The 18,222-nt window shown below is 32.2% G+C and carries 17 protein-coding genes and 1 CRISPR repeat array; of the genes, 5 read left to right on the forward strand and 12 right to left on the reverse strand.

Going from position 1 to position 18,222, the window contains the following annotated elements; translation table 11 throughout:
• Positions 1-80 precede the first annotated feature (80 nt).
• From apt to U9966_RS05490, 4 genes are read left to right on the forward strand one after another with little or no spacing between them, the layout of a single operon-like run.
• Entirely contained in the window at positions 81-623 is a 543-nt protein-coding gene (gene apt, locus U9966_RS05475; protein WP_306346907.1) for an adenine phosphoribosyltransferase, read from the forward strand.
• Between the two features lie 44 nt (positions 624-667).
• Complete coding sequence (gene dnaX, locus U9966_RS05480) at positions 668-2,662, forward strand: DNA polymerase III subunit gamma/tau (RefSeq protein ID WP_306346908.1); 1,995 nt, start codon at positions 668-670, stop codon at positions 2,660-2,662.
• 41 nt (positions 2,663-2,703) lie between these two features.
• Positions 2,704-3,603 (forward strand): ABC transporter ATP-binding protein, encoded by a 900-nt coding sequence (locus U9966_RS05485; protein ID WP_306346909.1) that lies wholly within the window; start codon positions 2,704-2,706, stop codon positions 3,601-3,603.
• Between the two features lies 1 nt (position 3,604).
• Positions 3,605-4,369 carry an ABC transporter permease gene (locus U9966_RS05490; RefSeq protein ID WP_306346910.1) on the forward strand — a complete coding sequence of 255 codons (765 nt, stop codon included), beginning with the start codon at positions 3,605-3,607 and terminating at the stop codon, positions 4,367-4,369.
• A gap of 216 nt (positions 4,370-4,585) precedes the next feature.
• On the opposite strand, the gene U9966_RS05495 is transcribed toward U9966_RS05490, so the two are convergent.
• A complete protein-coding gene (locus U9966_RS05495) occupies positions 4,586-4,711 on the reverse strand; it encodes an SEL1-like repeat protein (protein ID WP_322631681.1) in 126 nt (41 codons plus the stop codon).
• Positions 4,712-4,725: 14 nt separating this feature from the next.
• Positions 4,726-4,866 carry a hypothetical protein gene (locus tag U9966_RS05500; protein ID WP_322631682.1) on the reverse strand — a complete coding sequence of 47 codons (141 nt, stop codon included), beginning with the start codon at positions 4,864-4,866 and terminating at the stop codon, positions 4,726-4,728.
• Between the two features lie 270 nt (positions 4,867-5,136).
• Between U9966_RS05500 and U9966_RS05505 the strand changes: the two genes are divergently transcribed.
• Positions 5,137-5,943, forward strand: a complete 807-nt coding sequence (locus U9966_RS05505; protein WP_306346911.1) for an alpha/beta hydrolase — start codon at positions 5,137-5,139, stop codon at positions 5,941-5,943.
• A 167-nt stretch (positions 5,944-6,110) separates the two neighbouring features.
• Here U9966_RS05505 and U9966_RS05510 read toward each other — a convergent pair whose 3' ends face one another.
• From U9966_RS05510 to cas2, 10 genes are all read right to left on the reverse strand, one after another.
• On the reverse strand, positions 6,111-7,709 hold the full coding sequence (locus U9966_RS05510; protein WP_407675167.1) for an ABC transporter substrate-binding protein: 1,599 nt from the start codon (positions 7,707-7,709) through the stop codon (positions 6,111-6,113).
• A gap of 187 nt (positions 7,710-7,896) precedes the next feature.
• Positions 7,897-8,079, reverse strand: coding sequence for a hypothetical protein (locus U9966_RS10265; protein ID WP_475737363.1), 183 nt, complete (start codon positions 8,077-8,079; stop codon positions 7,897-7,899).
• Positions 8,080-9,224: 1,145 nt separating this feature from the next.
• Positions 9,225-9,635 carry a hypothetical protein gene (locus U9966_RS05520; RefSeq protein ID WP_306346912.1) on the reverse strand — a complete coding sequence of 137 codons (411 nt, stop codon included), beginning with the start codon at positions 9,633-9,635 and terminating at the stop codon, positions 9,225-9,227.
• Between the two features lie 51 nt (positions 9,636-9,686).
• On the reverse strand, positions 9,687-10,601 hold the full coding sequence (cas6, locus tag U9966_RS05525; RefSeq protein ID WP_306346913.1) for a CRISPR system precrRNA processing endoribonuclease RAMP protein Cas6: 915 nt from the start codon (positions 10,599-10,601) through the stop codon (positions 9,687-9,689).
• Between the two features lie 2 nt (positions 10,602-10,603).
• On the reverse strand, positions 10,604-12,151 hold the full coding sequence (locus U9966_RS05530; protein WP_306346914.1) for an RAMP superfamily CRISPR-associated protein: 1,548 nt from the start codon (positions 12,149-12,151) through the stop codon (positions 10,604-10,606).
• Positions 12,151-13,092: a type III-A CRISPR-associated RAMP protein Csm4 gene (gene csm4, locus U9966_RS05535; protein ID WP_306346915.1), complete on the reverse strand. Its 942-nt coding sequence runs from the start codon at positions 13,090-13,092 to the stop codon at positions 12,151-12,153. The genes U9966_RS05530 and csm4 overlap by 1 nt, the downstream gene beginning before the upstream one ends.
• A gap of 9 nt (positions 13,093-13,101) precedes the next feature.
• Positions 13,102-13,797, reverse strand: coding sequence for a type III-A CRISPR-associated RAMP protein Csm3 (csm3, locus tag U9966_RS05540; protein ID WP_306346916.1), 696 nt, complete (start codon positions 13,795-13,797; stop codon positions 13,102-13,104).
• 19 nt (positions 13,798-13,816) lie between these two features.
• Complete coding sequence (gene csm2 / locus U9966_RS05545; RefSeq protein ID WP_306346917.1) at positions 13,817-14,275, reverse strand: type III-A CRISPR-associated protein Csm2; 459 nt, start codon at positions 14,273-14,275, stop codon at positions 13,817-13,819.
• A 9-nt stretch (positions 14,276-14,284) separates the two neighbouring features.
• A complete protein-coding gene (gene cas10, locus U9966_RS05550; protein WP_306346918.1) occupies positions 14,285-16,642 on the reverse strand; it encodes a type III-A CRISPR-associated protein Cas10/Csm1 in 2,358 nt (785 codons plus the stop codon).
• Positions 16,643-16,750: 108 nt separating this feature from the next.
• Positions 16,751-17,769: direct repeats of the CRISPR family, unit length 36 nt; unit sequence GTCTCAATCCCTTTAAAACAGGGCATGTATTTCTAC.
• A gap of 162 nt (positions 17,770-17,931) precedes the next feature.
• Positions 17,932-18,222 carry a CRISPR-associated endonuclease Cas2 gene (gene cas2, locus U9966_RS05555; protein ID WP_306346919.1) on the reverse strand — a complete coding sequence of 97 codons (291 nt, stop codon included), beginning with the start codon at positions 18,220-18,222 and terminating at the stop codon, positions 17,932-17,934.

Genomic DNA, 18,222 nt, shown 5'->3' on the forward strand with positions numbered 1-18,222 from the left:
AAATTAATTATTTTCCTTGTAATTTTACTCATTTTTGATAGATTTAGCAGGTTTTGTATAACTAAATATTAGGTTGAATTATGAACCAGAAATTAGAACTAATTAAATCATCGATTAAATCTATCCCAAATTACCCAAAGGAAGGGATTGTTTTTCGTGATATCACATCACTTTTAGAAGTTCCTGCCGCATTTCAAGCCGCAGTGGATATTATGGTTGAGCAATTTAAAGATAAAGGGATTACTAAAGTTGTGGGAACTGAATCTCGTGGTTTTATTTTTGGGGCACCTGTGGCATTAGCATTGGAATTACCTTTTGTTTTAGTGCGTAAGCCAAATAAATTGCCACGTGAAGTAATTTCTCAATCTTATGAATTGGAATATGGTCAAGATACTTTAGAAATTCATACTGATTCGATAAAAGAAAACGATAATGTTTTGGTTATTGATGATTTATTGGCAACGGGAGGAACTGTTGAAGCAACAGTAAAACTCATTAATCGCTTAGGTGGAAGAGTAGAGTATGCTGCTTTTGTGATTGGTTTACCTGCTTTACAAGGGGCGGAACGTCTTAAAAAAATAGGCGTAAAATCAATGACAATCATCGATTTTGACGGACATTAATTTTTATTTTTTTGTATATTAAAGTCAGTCTTTTAAGGTAAAAAATGTCTTATCAAGTTTTAGCTCGTAAATGGCGACCACAACGATTTCAAGATGTTGTAGGGCAGAAACACGTTTTAATGGCTCTGGAAAATGGATTGCGAGAAGAGAGATTACATCACGCTTATCTTTTTTCTGGCACTCGTGGTGTGGGTAAAACTTCTATTGCACGTTTGTTAGCGAAAGGCTTAAATTGTGAGAAAGGCATTAGTGCGACACCTTGTAGTGAATGTGAAAATTGCAAAGCCATTGAAGAGGGGCGTTTTATTGATTTAATTGAGATTGATGCAGCCTCTCGTACTAAAGTGGAAGATACTAGGGAAGTATTGGATAATGTCCAATATAAGCCAACGGTGGGACGTTTTAAGGTCTATTTAATTGATGAAGTGCATATGCTTTCTCGTCATAGTTTTAATGCTTTACTTAAAACCTTAGAGGAGCCACCTGAGTATGTAAAATTTTTATTGGCTACAACAGATCCTCAAAAATTACCGATTACTATTCTTTCTCGCTGTATGCAATTTCATTTGCGTGCTTTAGATCAACATCAGATTAGTGATCATCTTGCTTTTATTCTTAATCAAGAAAATATTCCTTTTGAAGAATTAGCATTAGAGAAATTAGCTAAATCAGCACAGGGGAGTATCCGCGATGCCTTGAGTTTAACAGATCAAGCCATTGCGGTAAGCAATGCCAATATTACTCTTCCTATTGTGCAACAAATGTTAGGGCTATTAGATGATAACCAGCCATTAGAATTAGTACAAGCTCTCGCACTTGCGGATGGTGAAAAATTAATGGCAGTCATTGATGATGTGGCACATAGAGGAGTGGATTGGCAATCGCTATTAAGTGCTGTTGCAGAAACTCTCCATCAAATTGCAATCTTACAATTACTACCTAATACCGCTATGGAAGAAACGCCTTTGCATTTTTTAGCGAAACGACTTTCTCCTGAAGATATACAATTTTTCTATCAATTAATGCTAATGGGAAAAAAAGATCTTCCTTTTGCCAGTGAACCGAGAGAAGGCGTTGAAATGACGATGTTGCGGGCTTTAGCATTTCACCCAAAACGTATAGAAAATGAAGTTATTTCAGTTGCAACTATTCAGCAAAATAATCAATCTCAGATAGCCGTCGTAGAAAACGTATCAAAACAAGCGGTTACATCTTCACAACAATTTGCAAATTCTGATCAACAAGTTACCGCTATGGTAGAGCTTGTTGATGAGAAAAAGATAGAAAAAAACTCTTTATCACCTGCGTTAGCTGCATTACAAGCACGTGAACAACTTAAAAATCGTAAAGCAAAATTAAACGAAACAGAAAAAAAAAAGGTTGAAGTAAAGCCTGCTATTACAGAAAAGAAAAAAACACAAAGCGCATCAGATTTACAACAACGTTTAGCCAGTTTAACACAAGCCAATTCAACGGCTGAAATTGTAGAAAAACAAGGCGAGAGACAGGAAGATGATGAACATTATCGCTGGCAGTGGCTCGATCCTGAATTAGGTAATGAGATTGAAACAGCTAAGCCTTCAGATATTAAACAAGCGATCTTACAACAGCGAACCCCTGAATTAACCGAAAAAATCACGCAACTTTCTTGTGAAAGAGATCGTTGGTGTCAAATTATTTACAATTCAAGAGTTTCTGGTTTATCGCGTTTAATGGCGTTAAATTGCTATATCGCTGACCAAAAAGAGGATAAACTGCAATTGGTATTAACTCCTGCAATGGCTCATTTAGATAAACCAGAAATTCATCAAGCATTAATTGAGGCATTGAAAGAACAAGATCTTAGTTATTCATTAACCATTGCTGAAACTATTCCTGAAAGTCAGAAACACCAAACAGCCTTAGAAATTAAGCGAGAAATCTTTGAGCAATTAACCAATGAAGCAAAAAGTACATTAATAAATGATCCTAAACTTAATTTATTAAGCCGTACATTTAATGCAGAAATTGATGAATCGACCATTCGACCAGTGGCTTAATGCTCACTGGTTTCCCATTTACTTATTACTGAAAAGAAAAAATGTACGCATTAGAAATTAAACAACTTGTTAAACAATATGCCTCAGGTGTAAAAGCGGTTCAGGGTATTGATTTAACTGTAGAACAGGGAGATTTTTATGCTTTGTTAGGACATAACGGAGCAGGGAAATCAACGACTATTGGAATTATCAGCTCATTGGTTAATAAAACCAGTGGGACTGTGAAAGTATTTGGCTATGATTTAGATACTCAAAAACAGAAATTAAAACAACAAATTGGATTAGTGCCACAAGAGTTTAATTTTAATACTTTTGAAAAAGTAGAAGATATTTTAGTTAATCAAGCAGGGTTTTATGGTGTACCACGTAAAGAAGCAATAAAACGAGCAGAGTACTGGTTAAAAAAATTAGAACTATGGGAGAAACGTCACACGCTTTCTTATGCCCTTTCTGGCGGAATGAAACGCCGAATAATGATCGCACGTGCCTTAATGCACAATCCTAGATTACTTATTTTAGACGAGCCCACAGCAGGGGTAGATATTGAATTACGTCGTTCACTGTGGGAGTTTTTAAAAGAACTTAATCAACAAGGCACCACTATTATTTTAACTACTCACTATTTTGAAGAAGCAGAAAGTTTATGTCGTAATATTGGTATTATGCAAAATGGTGAAATTGTAGAAAATACCTCAATGAAAGCACTATTAACTAAATTAAAAAGTGAACTATTTTTACTTGATTTGAATAAAAAATGCTCCCTTGAACTACCAAATTATCCTTTTCAATGGGTAGATGACAATACTATTGAAGTAGAAGTAACGAGAACACAGGGTTTAAATCAATTATTTCAACAGCTTAATGAACAAAATGTAGAAGTTGTGAGTATGCGAAATAAAGCAAACCGTCTTGAAACATTATTTATTGATATGGCAGAATAAAATGCAAAATTTAACAGGTTTTTATACATTAGTCCGCAAAGAAACAAAACGAATATTTCGAATTTGGCGACAAACACTAATTCCACCAATGATTACTACCACACTTTATTTCTTTATTTTTGGTAAATTAATCGGTACGCGTATTGGTGATATGGATGGCGTGAATTATGTTCAATTTATTGCACCGGGTTTAATAATGATGTCTGCCATTACCTCTGCTTATGGCAATGCAGCCTCGTCATTCTTTTTAAGTAAATATTCCAAACATATTGAAGAATTATTGGTTTCTCCTCTTTCCACTCATACTATTATTGGTGGTTATGTGGCAGGAAGTATTGTGAGAGCAGGGATTGTTGGTATTCTTGTCACTACTGTTGCATTGTGTTTTGTTTCTTATGATATTTACTCGTGGTTAGTGATTATTGCGATTATGCTAATGACCATCATAATGTTTGCTTTAGCAGGATTAATTAATGCGATTTATGCCAAAAGTTTTGATGAAATCAACCTTATCCCTACCTTTATTTTAACGCCTCTAATTTATTTAGGCGGCGTATTTTATTCTATTTCATTACTCTCTGATTTCTGGCAAGGTGTATCAAAATTCAACCCAATTATGTATATGGTTAATGGTTTTCGTTATGGTTTTTTAGGAATTAGTGATGTTTCGATTTACTATACTTTTTCAATTTTAGCGATTTTTATAGCAGTGTTATATAGCATTGTTTATCGTTTACTGGAAAAGGGAGTAGGGTTAAGAACCTAAGGTTATTTAGTAAGTTTGTATTCTGAGTGGCAGGGCAAAATTGTATTTGAAATTCGTTATCTCTTTCTTCCTTACCTCGCCCTGCAAGTACAAAGAGGAATAACAATACAATCCAAAAACTCCCTCCTCCGCTTGCGGGGGAGGGTTAGGGAGGGGGGATGATTATTTACAAATTTTTAAAAAAATCTAACCGTTTGATAGTAATAAAATATTAAATTATTCTTTTTCTCCCAGTCCTTTTAGATTTCGTTTTGCAGTTTCATTGCCTTGTCTAGCCGCTTTACGATACCGCTCAATTGCTTTCGAGTATGATTTTTCCACGCCATAGCCCATTTCATACATATAACCAAGATTAGCTAACCTTGTTGAGCAAGTATGGTTAATGTTTCTACTTTTTTTGAATAATCATCAGTAGCATAACAATAAGTTGAAACAGAAAGTGTGATAATAGAAACTGAAAGAAGTTTTTTAACATAAAATTGTCTCCTTATTTCCAATCAGTGCAGTAGTTATATGTTTTATAAAAAAGGTGAAACTTTAATTTAAATTAGAGACAAAAATATTTGTTCCGATCAAGTGATAAATTTATCTTTTTATAAAACGATTATTCTATAAAATAATAATGTAATAAACAAGCGGTAGGATTGTTTGATTTTTTTACAAATTAGAATAAAAACTGACTGATTTTTGCTTAAGAATATCATTTTATTTTTTACTCTTTTATGCTATTTTTTAGGGGATTTTTATGATAAGCGAGGTAAAGAATTATGAGCAAACAACAAGTGAGTTTTATTCAAGGAAGTAATAGTAATATTGCCGTATATGACTGGTGTAATGAACAGCCACGTTATTTGGCGTTATTAATACACGGTTATGGAGAGCATTTAGGGCGTTATCAATACGTAGCAGATACGCTTACACAAAATGGAGCAAGAGTATTCGGACCTGATCATCTAGGACACGGATTATCTGATGGAGAACGAGTTCTGATTGATGATTATGAAGCTGTTGTTGATGATGTACATTGTGTAGTTAAACAGATGCGACAAAAATATCCAATGCTTCCATTCGTTGTTATTGGACACTCAATGGGCGGAATGATAGCGGCTCGTTATGTGCAACGTTATGGTAATGATGTGAATGCATTGATACTATCTGCTCCTTTACTTGGAAAACGAACAATGATTTCTGATTTAGCAGAATTAGAGAGTATTCCTGATACTCCATTAGATACAGCGACGTTATCACGTGATCCAGCCGTCGGTATTGATTATCAAAATGATCCGTTAGTATGGCATGGTGCATTTAAACATACTACTTTACGAGCGATGCAAAATATACTTCCTATTATTGATTCGGGATCTAATTTTGGTGAATTACCAACATTGTGGATTCACGGAAGTGACGATAGATTGGTGTTATTAAATGAAACCAAAACAACTCTTGATAAATTACAGGGTAAATATTTTGAACATAAACTAAATCCAAATGGACAGCACGAAAGCTTTAATGAAATAAATAAAGCAGAAGTCCTTACTTGGGTAACCGACTTTATTGAGCGTGTATTGAAATAATAAAATTGTATTTCTTGTCATATATTTTAGGGCTATTATATATCTATAATAGCCCATATTTTATGAGTAATATGGGTATAAAGGACAAAAAATTGCATTAAAAATTTGAATTCACCAAATAAAAAAAGCATAGAAATAATCTATGCTTTTTTCTTTTTTATAAAGAATTATTTATCTTTTAATTTTGTTCCATATAAATAAACATAGCCAAATGGACTAGTTTTATAATCCATTACTCGTGTACTTGTTGGAACTGCAATAATGGAATGCGCAACTGTTACCCAAGGCATTTGTTGTCTAACAATCACTTGAGCTTGTTTATATAGTTTTGCTCGTTCTTCTTTATTTGATAAACCTTTTGCTTTGGTGAGTAACGCATCAAATTCTTTATTACAGAAGCGACCATAATTATTGATGCCAATATTTTCACAACCTAGAAGAGGTGATAAGAAGTTATCAGGATCACCATTATCACCAGACCAACCTGCGATAATAGCATCAAAATTACCTTGTCTAGCACGTTTTCTATAATCAAGAACTTCATTGACTAGTTCAACTTTAACACCGATTTTTTCCCAGTCAGATTTAATGAGCGTTGCTAATTTGCTTGGTTCAGGTAATGAAGCTCCTTTTTTATGATCATTCATTAACACTTTCATTGTAAAACCATCTGGATAACCAGCGTCTTTAAGCAATTGTTTTGCTTTTGCAATATCTTGAGTGTAAGGCTGAATATCATCATTATAGCCCCAAACAGTTGGTGCTAATGGATTTTTAGCTTGAACACCAAAGCCTTTATAGACAATATCAATAATGGCTTTTCTATCCACTGCATAATTTAATGCTTCACGTACTTTTACATTATCAAAAATAGGTCTTTCATTATTAAACGCAATATAAGAGACATTCATACCCTTATATCTTAATAAATTAATTTTTGGATTTTTATCCATTGCTGGAATATCATTTTGATTTGGAAACTCAATAAGATCACATTCGCCTTTCATTAATTTGGCATAACGAGTCGTCGCATCAGGGACAATATCAAAAATTAAACGATCAAAATCAGCTTTTCCTTTCCAATATTCTTTATTGGCAAAATAACGAATTTTTTGATCTTTTTTATATCCAGCAAAAACAAAAGGACCTGTTCCAATAGGAAGTTTATCAATAGTTTCTGGTTTTCCTTCTTTCATCATTTTATCAGCATATTCAGCCGAATGAATTGAAGTAAAATCCATACCTAAACTAGATAAAAACGTTGAATCTGGTTTGCTTAATACAAACTCGATAGTATGATCATCTACTTTTTTGAGAGATTTAATTAACTTAGGAAATCCCATTCCTTTGAAATAAGGATAAATACCATTTGAAACATTATGGAATGGATGTTTGTCATCTAACATACGTTGAAATGAAAAAATCACATCATCAGCATTAAAATCACGGCTTGGGGTAAATATTTTACTAGAATGAAATTTAACCCCTTGACGTAAATGAAAAGTATAAGTTAAACCATCATCGCTAATATCCCAGCTTTCAGCTAATACAGGCTCAATATCTGTTGTTCCACGTTTAAACTCAACTAAACGATTATAAACCTGCTGTGATGTTGCATTATAGGTTTTGCCATCTATTAGTAAAATAGGGCTAAAGCCTTTTGGTGCTTTATCTGTACAATAATAAAAAGTTTTACCAGAGGCTTGAGCTACACCAGTAAATAACAATACTGTTGCCATTAAAGAAAATTTGGTACTTAGTTTCATAAAATCTCCCAAAGTGTAAAGATAAGCTGAGGATACCTGTTCAATCTATATTTTATAAATAATAAAAAGTTCTATCTTATGTTAAAAAGTTATAAATAAGTAGTGGTTTGTCTATTTTATCCTTCAATTACATAAAATGATAATTAATAGCCATCCCTGAACAACTCACCCAAAAGTATAACCTATACTATTGGGTGAGAAAAAATAAAATAAAACATTTAGTCAAAAAGGAAGCGAACTCCTTTAGTAATTTATGGATATTTTGTCCAACTGCACTAAGAATAATATTCATTGCATCACCAAGACAGCCTTTAAGATAGCATCTTTCTAATTTTCCATCAGATTTCATGTGCCCAATAATTGGTTCAATCGCACTTCTTCTTGTTTAAACCTGTATGAAGAATGTCTATACCTTCAACTTTACTTGATTTTCCTCTATAGCCTTTGCTTACTCTACAAACTTTAACTGCTATGCCTGTTAATTTCTCTATTTGTTCAACTTGGGGCAATAGTGTATTCCCATCATAAGGATTACCAGGACAATAATGCAAAGCACCTAATATCCAGTTTCAGTTTCCATTTTGGCTTATAACAAAACTTGCTTTCACGCCAAATTCATATTTTTTATGTAATTTACCTTTACTAATAATTTACATAAATAGCTATTTGGATCGTAGGGGTGGCATTAGCAAACGTTAGTTTGCGTATATCCACCCGTTGCTCGATATAAAATAATCTAAAACACTATAAAGTCTAAAAGATAGCGGTCAAATAAAATGAATAATTTGCAAAATATGTTATCCCGTGCATTTGGGAACATATACGTAAACTACGTTTACTAATGCTTCCTTACAAAATCATAGTACTAATTTAAGTTTAATTTACTAACTATACTATTTTTACATTTATTTATCATTTCCGACTATCAACCCATCAAAATATCCATTCATCAAGGCATGAACAGGGCATGTGTTTTTACAGATTAAAGAAAGAGAGTATAGCTCATAATTTTGTCTCAATCCCTTTAAAACAGGGCATGTATTTCTACAAAACTTTAACTAAAACAATCCGCAATAAAATCCGTCTCAATCCCTTTAAAACAGGGCATGTATTTCTACCCCAATAGTTGCACCAAGTCCAAGAGCTGCAGCTTGGTCTCAATCCCTTTAAAACAGGGCATGTATTTCTACTGTGGATATATCCCTAAGCGTTGTGCCACAAGGCTTTCAAAATAGTGTTTCCAATTTTTTGATTGCATTGCAGACTTAACTCCTAAATTGATTAAAAAAACAAAAATATTCATCTTTTATTTACCATTCCTACAATAGAAAGTGGTCATATTTTACCTAAAATTAACTAATAAATCCAGTTGGTAGCCCTGTACCATAAGCTGTTAATACCACTTCGCTATATAATAAAGTATAACTTAATGATAAAACAGCATTAAAGAGAACTTTAGAAAGATGTCGTTCTCTATCTATGTTTCTACTTACCTAAATAGTGATTAAACTATTACTACTCACTACTTTGAAATTTATCAAACTCTTCTGAAGATGTAATCGTAATTTCTAAAATATCACTCTCTCCATTTTGTACTTTTTCTAATTGTTTTGAAAAAATTCTAGTTGATAGGAATGAACTGTCATACCGTTGAGCTTTTGCATAACAATTTCCTAAAATACCTTGTACTTCTGAACGTGTAAAATATCTTCTTTTAATCGTCTGTGACAAAATTTTAGGTTTTTTCCCTTCACATAATAATTTGATTTGAATATTTTTATTCAGCTTCTTATTATTTTTATAATTAGAAAGAAAATTCCATAAAGTGAAGACTAATGTTGAAAATGTAATAATAATGCCAATATCATCAAAAAATGTAATTATACTGGTATAATTATTATGAATTTCATTCCAAAAATTAAACATTTTTATACTCCTATTATGTATTTTGAAGTGATTTATTAAGTAAACTATTAACTATAAATTTGTCATTTCATATTTACCAAGTCCAAATGTAGCATTTTTACCACAATGTAACCACTGTCCCCAATAAAGTAATTTTAACCAATCTTCTGACACATTGTGTAATGTCCACTTACCTACTACCCCACCTAGTGCCATTTTTTGATTTTGACGAGAAGAATAACGTTTCCAATCTAACCATTTAAGCTGTTTGTGATCATCAATAGCGGTCAGTTCTTGTTGTAATCTTACAAAATCTAATTCAAGTGGCTGAGCGTGAAATTCACTTAATAGTGAAATCCGCTTTGCTAATCCGATTAAAAAACGTTCAATAGTAATACTTTTTTCATTTAGTGGTTTACCATCTGATTGTAACCTTAAAGGTGTTGTTATCATCAACTGTATAGAGTCTGACAGTTGTCCAATCATTTGTATTACTGTTTTATGATCCAATAATTTTTTATCATAATAAATAGAATCAAACTGATTATTTAATTGATGTTGAATATCGACTAATTCCCCCTTACCTTTTGCAACGGAATATTGAAATGCTCGCTGAAAAGCAAATGCAATAAGTGGAAGTTGCTCGATTAATTTTCCAAATAAAACTAGCTCAAAACTAAGTTCCTCACCTATTTGATATGTTTTTCTTCCCCACTGTGGAGGTTCAATAATATATCCATTTGGCACTTGACTAAATTTTTGAATTTGATGCTCTTTAGGAGGTGTTTCAAAAATATTAGTATAAGGACAGGTTTGATAAAGCGGACACGCTTTACAATTATCCTGCTTTGTCATACAAGATATTTTGCGTAACGCCTGCCCAAATACGCCTCGTAATGTTGAACCTGCATAATCAGGCAAGAAAATTGGCTCTGTCACTCTGAAAATAAAGCGATAACGAGCCAGTTGCATTGTGTTTAATAACATTATTACTCTTGTAATTGATTAAGAAGTTGTTTAAATTCTTTTGCTTTGCCTTTTAACTTACCAGCACTTTTACTTAAATCTAAACCCTCTACTTTACGATTAAATACACTTTTTTCGTCACTATAATCAAAAATAGCACGTAAAAGAGCCTTATCATTTTGATCCCAATTTTCCGAAATAGCAGTTTTTACAAGTTCTTGTGCTTCAACAAAAACTTGTGAATTATCAGTATATCTTTTTACTTCATAATCGTCCCAAGCCTTAAGTGTTTGCTCAATCTTTCTTTGATTTTCTGAAAGACTTGCTTGTCTTTCTTGTTCTTCTTTTAATGCTTGTTGCTCTTGTACCAATTTTTGCTGTTGTTCTTGCTCAATAAGTTTAATTTGCTCTTGAACTTGTTTTTGATTTTGGTAGATTTCATCAAAATTTACACTATTTACTTTATTCTTATTGCACCATTCTTTGAGATCATTATTATCAGAATTTGGATCAATTTCTAATAATGCCCAACCAAAAGGTAATAAATCAGTAGACTGTGTTTTATTATCTCCTGCAAGCCACCACGTAAGTGGACGATTTAATGATTTTCTTAATTGTGGAATATTTATTTTTGCCACATCTTGACCACGATAAATTTTACTATCAGCACCATTTTTACCCAGTCTTACCAAATAAGTATTTTTTATAGTTACTATATTTGATAATGCTTTTTTAGTATCTACTGAAATAAGATTTCTTTCAAATAACACGTTTAATTCTTCTTCAAAAAGATCAAGAGAATATTTTTGTAAAATATCTAACTCTTTAATAAAATTAAATTTTTCATTTTTTATACTAATTTCAGCTTTAAAAGAACGATATTGTCCACCTAAAATACTTTCTCTTCTTTGATAAGGATTGCCTTCTCTTTTTTTATCTGATAATTTTCTTTGGTGATTTACGGCATAGTAAATCTTCGTTCCTACTTCCTTATAAGTTGGCATAAAATCACCGAATGAAAGATGTCTATAACGACTCTTTGCAAAATCACCCACATATTCTTTTTTTAAATCTTTATCATCTCGTTTATTTACATATTTAGGATTTCCCTTTTGCTGATGACAATAATCCAAATAAGCTGTAACTAATGCTCCTTTTACACTACTTGCAGGAATATAAGGTTGATTTAAAAGACTGGAATAACTTTGACGCTCAATGACAAAATTATTGATAACCTTATTACCATTTTTTTCACGCTGTGCAACTTTTCCAAGATTTTGCCACTCATCTGCAAAGCTATCACTTATTTTAGAAAAATAATGTGAAATACCAGAATATTGCTTTGCATTATCTTTATAAAACTTTTGAACAGACAATAAATCATTCCGTTGAACTGCTTGATATAAATCATCTTGTTGATACTCATTTAATGGAAGTTTACTCGGCTCAAAATGATACAAAACATTATCATCAATCACATAATTAGTCGGTTCAAACTCTTCACCACAACCGATATGGATAGGCGTTAAAGGGGTTAAATAAACTTGATGAGTTTTCATAAATTCTTTCATTATTTATCTTCCTTAAAGTCTATATGTAAAGCAATAACAGGAGCATAACCTTGATGAACCGCTTTATCATTTGAATGAGAAACACCTGCTAAGCCATTACCAATAAATAATTTTTCTTCAAAACTTAACGGCGTAAAAATAGCCCCCATTTTGGCAAGTATGATCGGTTTTTTAAAAGGCTTCCCACTCAGTGCATCCATATCTCCGTGACGACCAAAACGAGTTTCAACTTGATAAAAACTTCTTTGTGAATCTAGTCCATTATTCACAGGCGAGCAATTTGCTAAGGTTAAATAACAATTTGCATTTTCTTGTGATAATTGAACTGCTTGTATGCTTTCATCTACAATGAGAAACTTGCCCAACCCAACACTTGCATCACGTCCATAACCAAATTTGCCCATATTCTCTAATACTTGTTTTAGTTCATCAATGCTAAAACGCTGTTCATCTAAAACAACATAGAAATCAAGTTGTGTGTCTTTATCATACCAAATCTGACTTTGCGAAAATGGTGCAAAACTTTGATCATCTGTAGTACTTGTTGCTCGGTTAATACTGTTATGTGGTTGTGTACTATTTTCCATTTTGAAATTTTTAATATCACTTTCAGCCACTGCTTTTTGTTGCCAAAGTTTTGTAAATTCTTTAATAGTATTTATCTCTAACCACTTTTTCTTTTTCAGTTTTTTACGATCTTTTTCATCACCTTCTTGCCATAAATTTGAAGGAATAGTCGGCAATGGAATATAACCACTTGGCATTGCATTTGAAACCACAAGAAAAGGATTATGTTGTGTGTAACCTTGTAGCAAAGTTTCTAAACACTCATTACCAAATTGATGACGAATACCCCAACAAATTTGCCCAAATAAAGTATCGCCCACTATTGGCGTACCGAAAGCCGTTAATGTTTCAATCGTTATACGATAAGTTTTCATTACAACTCCTTATTCAAAAGGATTAATTGTAGTTAAATCTTTTTCTACATTATCTACCATTAATTTTTCAAATTTCACTTTACCATAGCCCCGAGAACCGCTTCCACCAAGACTATCAAGTTCTAATAAACGTAAGCCTTTTAAAACAAGTTCTAATAATCCTTTACCATCATCACTTTCAAACTTACGCATTGTTAATTTAAAATCAAACTTCGCTCCTGCTGGCACACGCTCTGTTTGGCGAGGGTGATCTGCTGTTGCTGTAATACGATTAATGGTATTTTCACTTTTAGCTTCTGTTAAAAGTAAATTATCTTCACGAATTTTATCTTCCCAATCTTTATTCAAAGAACAATCCCAAAAAGCAAGACGAGAAACACCAATTTCTTGTAATTTTTTTTCATCATTTTCACTATCTGCCCCAATACCAAATAGCTGTAAAATCTGTTTTACATCTTTATTACCATCTTTAAAATCATTTAAAGATAATGGGGTTTCTTGAACTTTACCACTACGCCATTCTAATAAACTACGAATCTTTCCTTTAAGACTAGAACCGGGAATATAAGGTGATTGAGTAAATGGATGTTTAATTACTGAGTTACCAATACCACCAATGTGCATTTCACTATCACCAGCCCCAATGTGTAGCCCTGTTTCAAGTCTTAATGTTGCTGTAATTTCTATAATCTTTTCTAGTTTCATAATTTGCTCCTTAACAATTTTAGTTTTTATTTTTTTCTTCAAAATATTTACAATATCCCATCACGGCTTCCATAAATAATTTGGCATATTTTAATGTTATTGCATTTTCTATTTGATCCATCACTTGGTTAAAAACCTCACTAAAATGAATATCTATATGCCCCCTACCTTCTGCATAGGCAACCTTCGCTTTTAACATCTTGATAAAAACCTCTTGCTTTTTATATTCTTCATCTCGGTTTTCACGATTAAGTTGCACCTTCTCATTCCACATTGCTAACTCATCATAAAATTTACGCAACTGGGTTTGTTTATTAGATTTTTCATTACATTGTTTTTTCTCTTTTCTTAATTTTTTATCATAAAATGTATGTTTATTACATTTATCAGTATGTTTAATATATTTAGCGGCTTCTTGTGCTATATTGCCAAAAAGTTCACTATCTACTATTTTGAAATCAATTTTATTTGTATCCATAAGATTTCCTTATTTACGTTGTTTATAGAAATAATTAAATAATGGTATTTGGAAGTTTTGATCATATTTGGCAATACCACTTTCCCCTAGTTTTTTAGAAATACGTTCTAACGCCTGTTGTTTTTTCTCTTTTGGTAATTTATCCACCACATAACGAGCTGTTTTATAATAAAAATGACTTCGCCACATTGTAGCGGTTAGATCTTTATCACTTTTTGCAATTTCTGCTTGTTTTGATAAATGAATTAAAGAATATAAATAAGACGTTGAAATATTATATTCCGTTGCTAATTGTTTAATTTCATCTTCTAACTTAACAAAATCATCCCATTCATTCCAAGAAACAGAGAGATCAAAAATAGTGACGGCATTTTTTCCTTTCATTTCTTTAGATTTTTCAAGTGTCTCTTCTGCCAACTCACCTAAACGAGAAACAGGGTAATCCACCTTTGACATAACCATTCCCACAGAGAAATGAATTTCTTCATTATTAGCCACATATTTTTTAAACTGCTTTTGCATTTCAAAAGCAACTTTTTGTGTGCTATGCCAAGAACCAATTAAAAAGAAATCATCACCTCCTGCAAATACAGTATAAATATTTTCCTTATTCTCATTACAATAAGCAGGTAGCCACAAACTAAAAAATTGATTCATCTGACGAGAAAGGGTTGTCATTTTCGCTAAAGTTGTATTTCCTAATCCTTGCTTGAAAATCGAACCTAAATTATCCACATCACCTTTAAGTGTCATTAATGCTGATTGTCCAATATAATTTTTAGTTTCAGTGTCAGAAATACGCTCTTTACGATCTTCACAAGCTAAATAATCAAACGTTTTTATTACCCCTTTTTCAATTTTATTCTCTTCATCAATATTTTGATATTTATCCTTTTCTAATTGTGAATTTTCATCAAAAACAGATACATAACCATTAATATAACGGCGGGCATAACCATTCCAAACTGGTGTTTTTAAATCTTTTGGTAAAGAAAAATCCCAAAAACGATGAATATTAACGTCTCCCAATTCTCCTGTTTCTTCTTTATTACTAGTAAAAACGACTTTATAGCCAAAAATGTCAAGATCTAATATTTGTGTGCTTTCAAATTTTTTAATATCTGTACTACAATCACATACAAATAAGCGATCTTTTTTAACTAAATTTTCACCAATTTTAATTTGAGATTTTGACATTAAAGATAATTTTTCTGATTCCTCTAAAGCAGGAAAATATTGATTTAATTTACAACAGCCATAAGAATATTGCATATCTTGAACAGGATTTTTAAAAGTAGTTAGACCAAGCCGTTGTAATTTTATTTTTTCAAGATCTAAAGAGCATTTATCCTGTAATGCTTTAAACTTCTCACCTTCAAATTCGTCAATTCCTGCAATTGTTGTTGCAATACCAATACCTGCTAAACCACAGGTATTTTGAATAAACCATTGATTAAAATTTTTTATTATGTCTTTTAAATGATCTTCTGTTTGCTGTGTATTTGGTGCAATAATTAAAAATTTACCTGCGGCATTTAAAATTTGGCTTGTACTTGGTAGCTCCAATGTCTGTAAAATTTTAAGTGCTGCCAACTCTGTGAAAAGAGATACTTGAAACGAACGTCCCCGTAATAATTTTGCAACCTGTTTATTACTTTCCTTACTCCCTGCAAAAATAAACTCTTGAACACCAAAGAAGTCTCCAGAAATAAGTAAAAATGGTTTTTCATTATCATCATTTCCATTTTTATTTCTCTCTTTTAACTTACTAAGTTGAATATTATCATCATTATGCCAACGCCAAAGAGCTGTTGCCAAAGCTGTTATTGTTTTACTGTAATCATAGAAAGGAACACCATAAGTGCGAGAAGGAATATTACTCATAAAACATTGATATAGCGTATCAAAATGATCTAACCATAAATCCATATTTTGTTTGGGATCTGCTGGAATCAAAGAGATACTCTCAAAAAAAGAAGTCCATAAATTGGCATAATCCACCTGCACTTCTTCTGCTTTTTTAGGAAAAATATTATCTGCCGATATTTGTTCTAAAGGATAAGCATATTCAGGTTGGTTATTTATATCTTGTGAAGGTTTTTCAGAAAGGTTAACTGTTTTAAATAAACTATACAATTTTTCTTGAGAATAAGTAAAAGGGTGATTGTTATCATTATCAGAGCCTAAGGTAATAGATTGTGCCCTATCAATAATTCGCCGTAAAAAATCGTGATTCTCTAAAGGCAGTAATACTGTTTGAAATTGTTCTTTTGGAAAGGGAGTATTTGTTTCATTAGCCAACTGCTCCAAATGATAAATCATCGCAGTAAAAGCCACTTGGCAAGATGTGGAAATTAATGTCGTCATAACTATCCTCTTCTTAATACAGATAGCTAGATTGTATATCACTTAGAAAAAACAAATCAAAAATATACGGCTATATTTTGAGATGGATCACACTTTTATTATGGAAATAATTCAGTCCCTTTCAAACAGGGCATGTATTTCTACAAACAAAAATAAAAAAGCATGATGAATAGCTTTAGTCTCAATCCCTTTAAAACAGGGCATGTATTTCTACGACAAAAAGAAATGAAAGAGTACATTAAAACGAGTCTCAATCCCTTTTCAACAGGGCATGTATTTCTACTTTTTAGATTAGAGGAGAAAATATGTCTGAAGAAAGTCTCAATCCCTTTAAAACAGGGCATGTATTTCTACTAATCCTAAAGGTATAGTAGGTATAGTTTTAAGTCTCAATCCCTTTAAAACAGGGCATGTATTTCTACGACAAAAAGAAATGAAAGAGTACATTAAAACGAGTCTCAATCCCTTTTCAACAGGGCATGTATTTCTACTTTTTAGATTAGAGGAGAAAATATGTCTGAAGAAAGTCTCAATCCCTTTAAAACAGGGCATGTATTTCTACTCTGACCCTCTTTGTAATAAAGACCATTAAAGTCTCAATCCCTTTAAAACAGGGCATGTATTTCTACACAGAATCTAATGGAGATCCTAATATACGTAGATACGTCTCAATCCCTTTAAAACAGGGCATGTATTTCTACATTTTAGACATTTGAGATATCTTAAATATAGATAAGTCTCAATCCCTTTAAAACAGGGCATGTATTTCTACGTACAAAGATGGGAGAAAGACATAGATAACAAGTAGTCTCAATCCCTTTAAAACAGGGCATGTATTTCTACGAATGTGACATTAATGAGCAAATTGCGTATTATAAGTCTCAATCCCTTTAAAACAGGGCATGTATTTCTACATACACTTTTATTAACTAATCTCATAGGAGAAACAGTCTCAATCCCTTTAAAACAGGGCATGTATTTCTACGGTTACATCTATACCGTGCAGGAAGTACATTTAATGTCTCAATCCCTTTAAAACAGGGCATGTATTTCTACGATTACTCGTAAGTTGATGTTCAATATGAATCTCAGTCTCAATCCCTTTAAAACAGGGCATGTATTTCTACTGTGGCAATAACGCTAAGCCTTGTTTTACAATGCTTACAGAATATCGTTTCCAATTTTTTAATCGCATTATAAACTTAACCTCTTAATTGTATAAAAAACACACAAAATATTTATTGTATTGTTTAGAGCAACAATAGAAAACTGTTATATTTTACCTAAATTTAACTTATAAATCCAGCAGGTAACCCAGTCCAAATAATACCTTCAGGAAATAATGGTTTGCCTATTGTCCATTGTAACCCTCTTGTGGATAATGGATAGATCCGTAAATCATCTTCTTTTTCATCAAAAACAGTCAATATATCATTAATGCACTTTTGTAATAAGACGTCTTCTCCTTCAAAAATAAAAAGGCTATATTGAATAGGAGTCGCATATTTGAGTACTTTACGATAGATACGTTGTAAACGTTTTTCATCAGCAATATCATAACCAATCAAATATTTTTTCAT

The organism is Pasteurella atlantica (genome assembly GCF_963693435.1).
Classification (GTDB): Bacteria; Pseudomonadota; Gammaproteobacteria; order Enterobacterales; family Pasteurellaceae; genus Phocoenobacter; species Phocoenobacter atlanticus.

Excerpts from the sequence above, each read along its gene's own strand:
- dnaX (WP_306346908.1), top strand. The coding sequence starts at position 668 with ATGTCTTATCAAGTTTTAGCTCGTAAATGGCGACCACAACGATTTCAA.
- U9966_RS05495 (WP_322631681.1), bottom strand. The coding sequence starts at position 4,711 with ATGTATGAAATGGGCTATGGCGTGGAAAAATCATACTCGAAAGCAATT.
- U9966_RS05485 (WP_306346909.1), top strand. The coding sequence starts at position 2,704 with ATGTACGCATTAGAAATTAAACAACTTGTTAAACAATATGCCTCAGGT.
- U9966_RS05530 (WP_306346914.1), bottom strand. The coding sequence starts at position 12,151 with ATGAAAGAATTTATGAAAACTCATCAAGTTTATTTAACCCCTTTAACG.
- U9966_RS05490 (WP_306346910.1), top strand. The coding sequence starts at position 3,605 with ATGCAAAATTTAACAGGTTTTTATACATTAGTCCGCAAAGAAACAAAA.
- cas6 (WP_306346913.1), bottom strand. The coding sequence starts at position 10,601 with ATGTTATTAAACACAATGCAACTGGCTCGTTATCGCTTTATTTTCAGA.
- csm4 (WP_306346915.1), bottom strand. The coding sequence starts at position 13,092 with ATGAAAACTTATCGTATAACGATTGAAACATTAACGGCTTTCGGTACG.
- U9966_RS05510 (WP_407675167.1), bottom strand. The coding sequence starts at position 7,709 with ATGAAACTAAGTACCAAATTTTCTTTAATGGCAACAGTATTGTTATTT.
- cas10 (WP_306346918.1), bottom strand. The coding sequence starts at position 16,642 with ATGACGACATTAATTTCCACATCTTGCCAAGTGGCTTTTACTGCGATG.
- csm2 (WP_306346917.1), bottom strand. The coding sequence starts at position 14,275 with ATGGATACAAATAAAATTGATTTCAAAATAGTAGATAGTGAACTTTTT.
- U9966_RS05520 (WP_306346912.1), bottom strand. The coding sequence starts at position 9,635 with ATGTTTAATTTTTGGAATGAAATTCATAATAATTATACCAGTATAATT.
- csm3 (WP_306346916.1), bottom strand. The coding sequence starts at position 13,797 with ATGAAACTAGAAAAGATTATAGAAATTACAGCAACATTAAGACTTGAA.
- U9966_RS05505 (WP_306346911.1), top strand. The coding sequence starts at position 5,137 with ATGAGCAAACAACAAGTGAGTTTTATTCAAGGAAGTAATAGTAATATT.
- apt (WP_306346907.1), top strand. The coding sequence starts at position 81 with ATGAACCAGAAATTAGAACTAATTAAATCATCGATTAAATCTATCCCA.
- cas2 (WP_306346919.1), bottom strand. The coding sequence starts at position 18,222 with ATGAAAAAATATTTGATTGGTTATGATATTGCTGATGAAAAACGTTTA.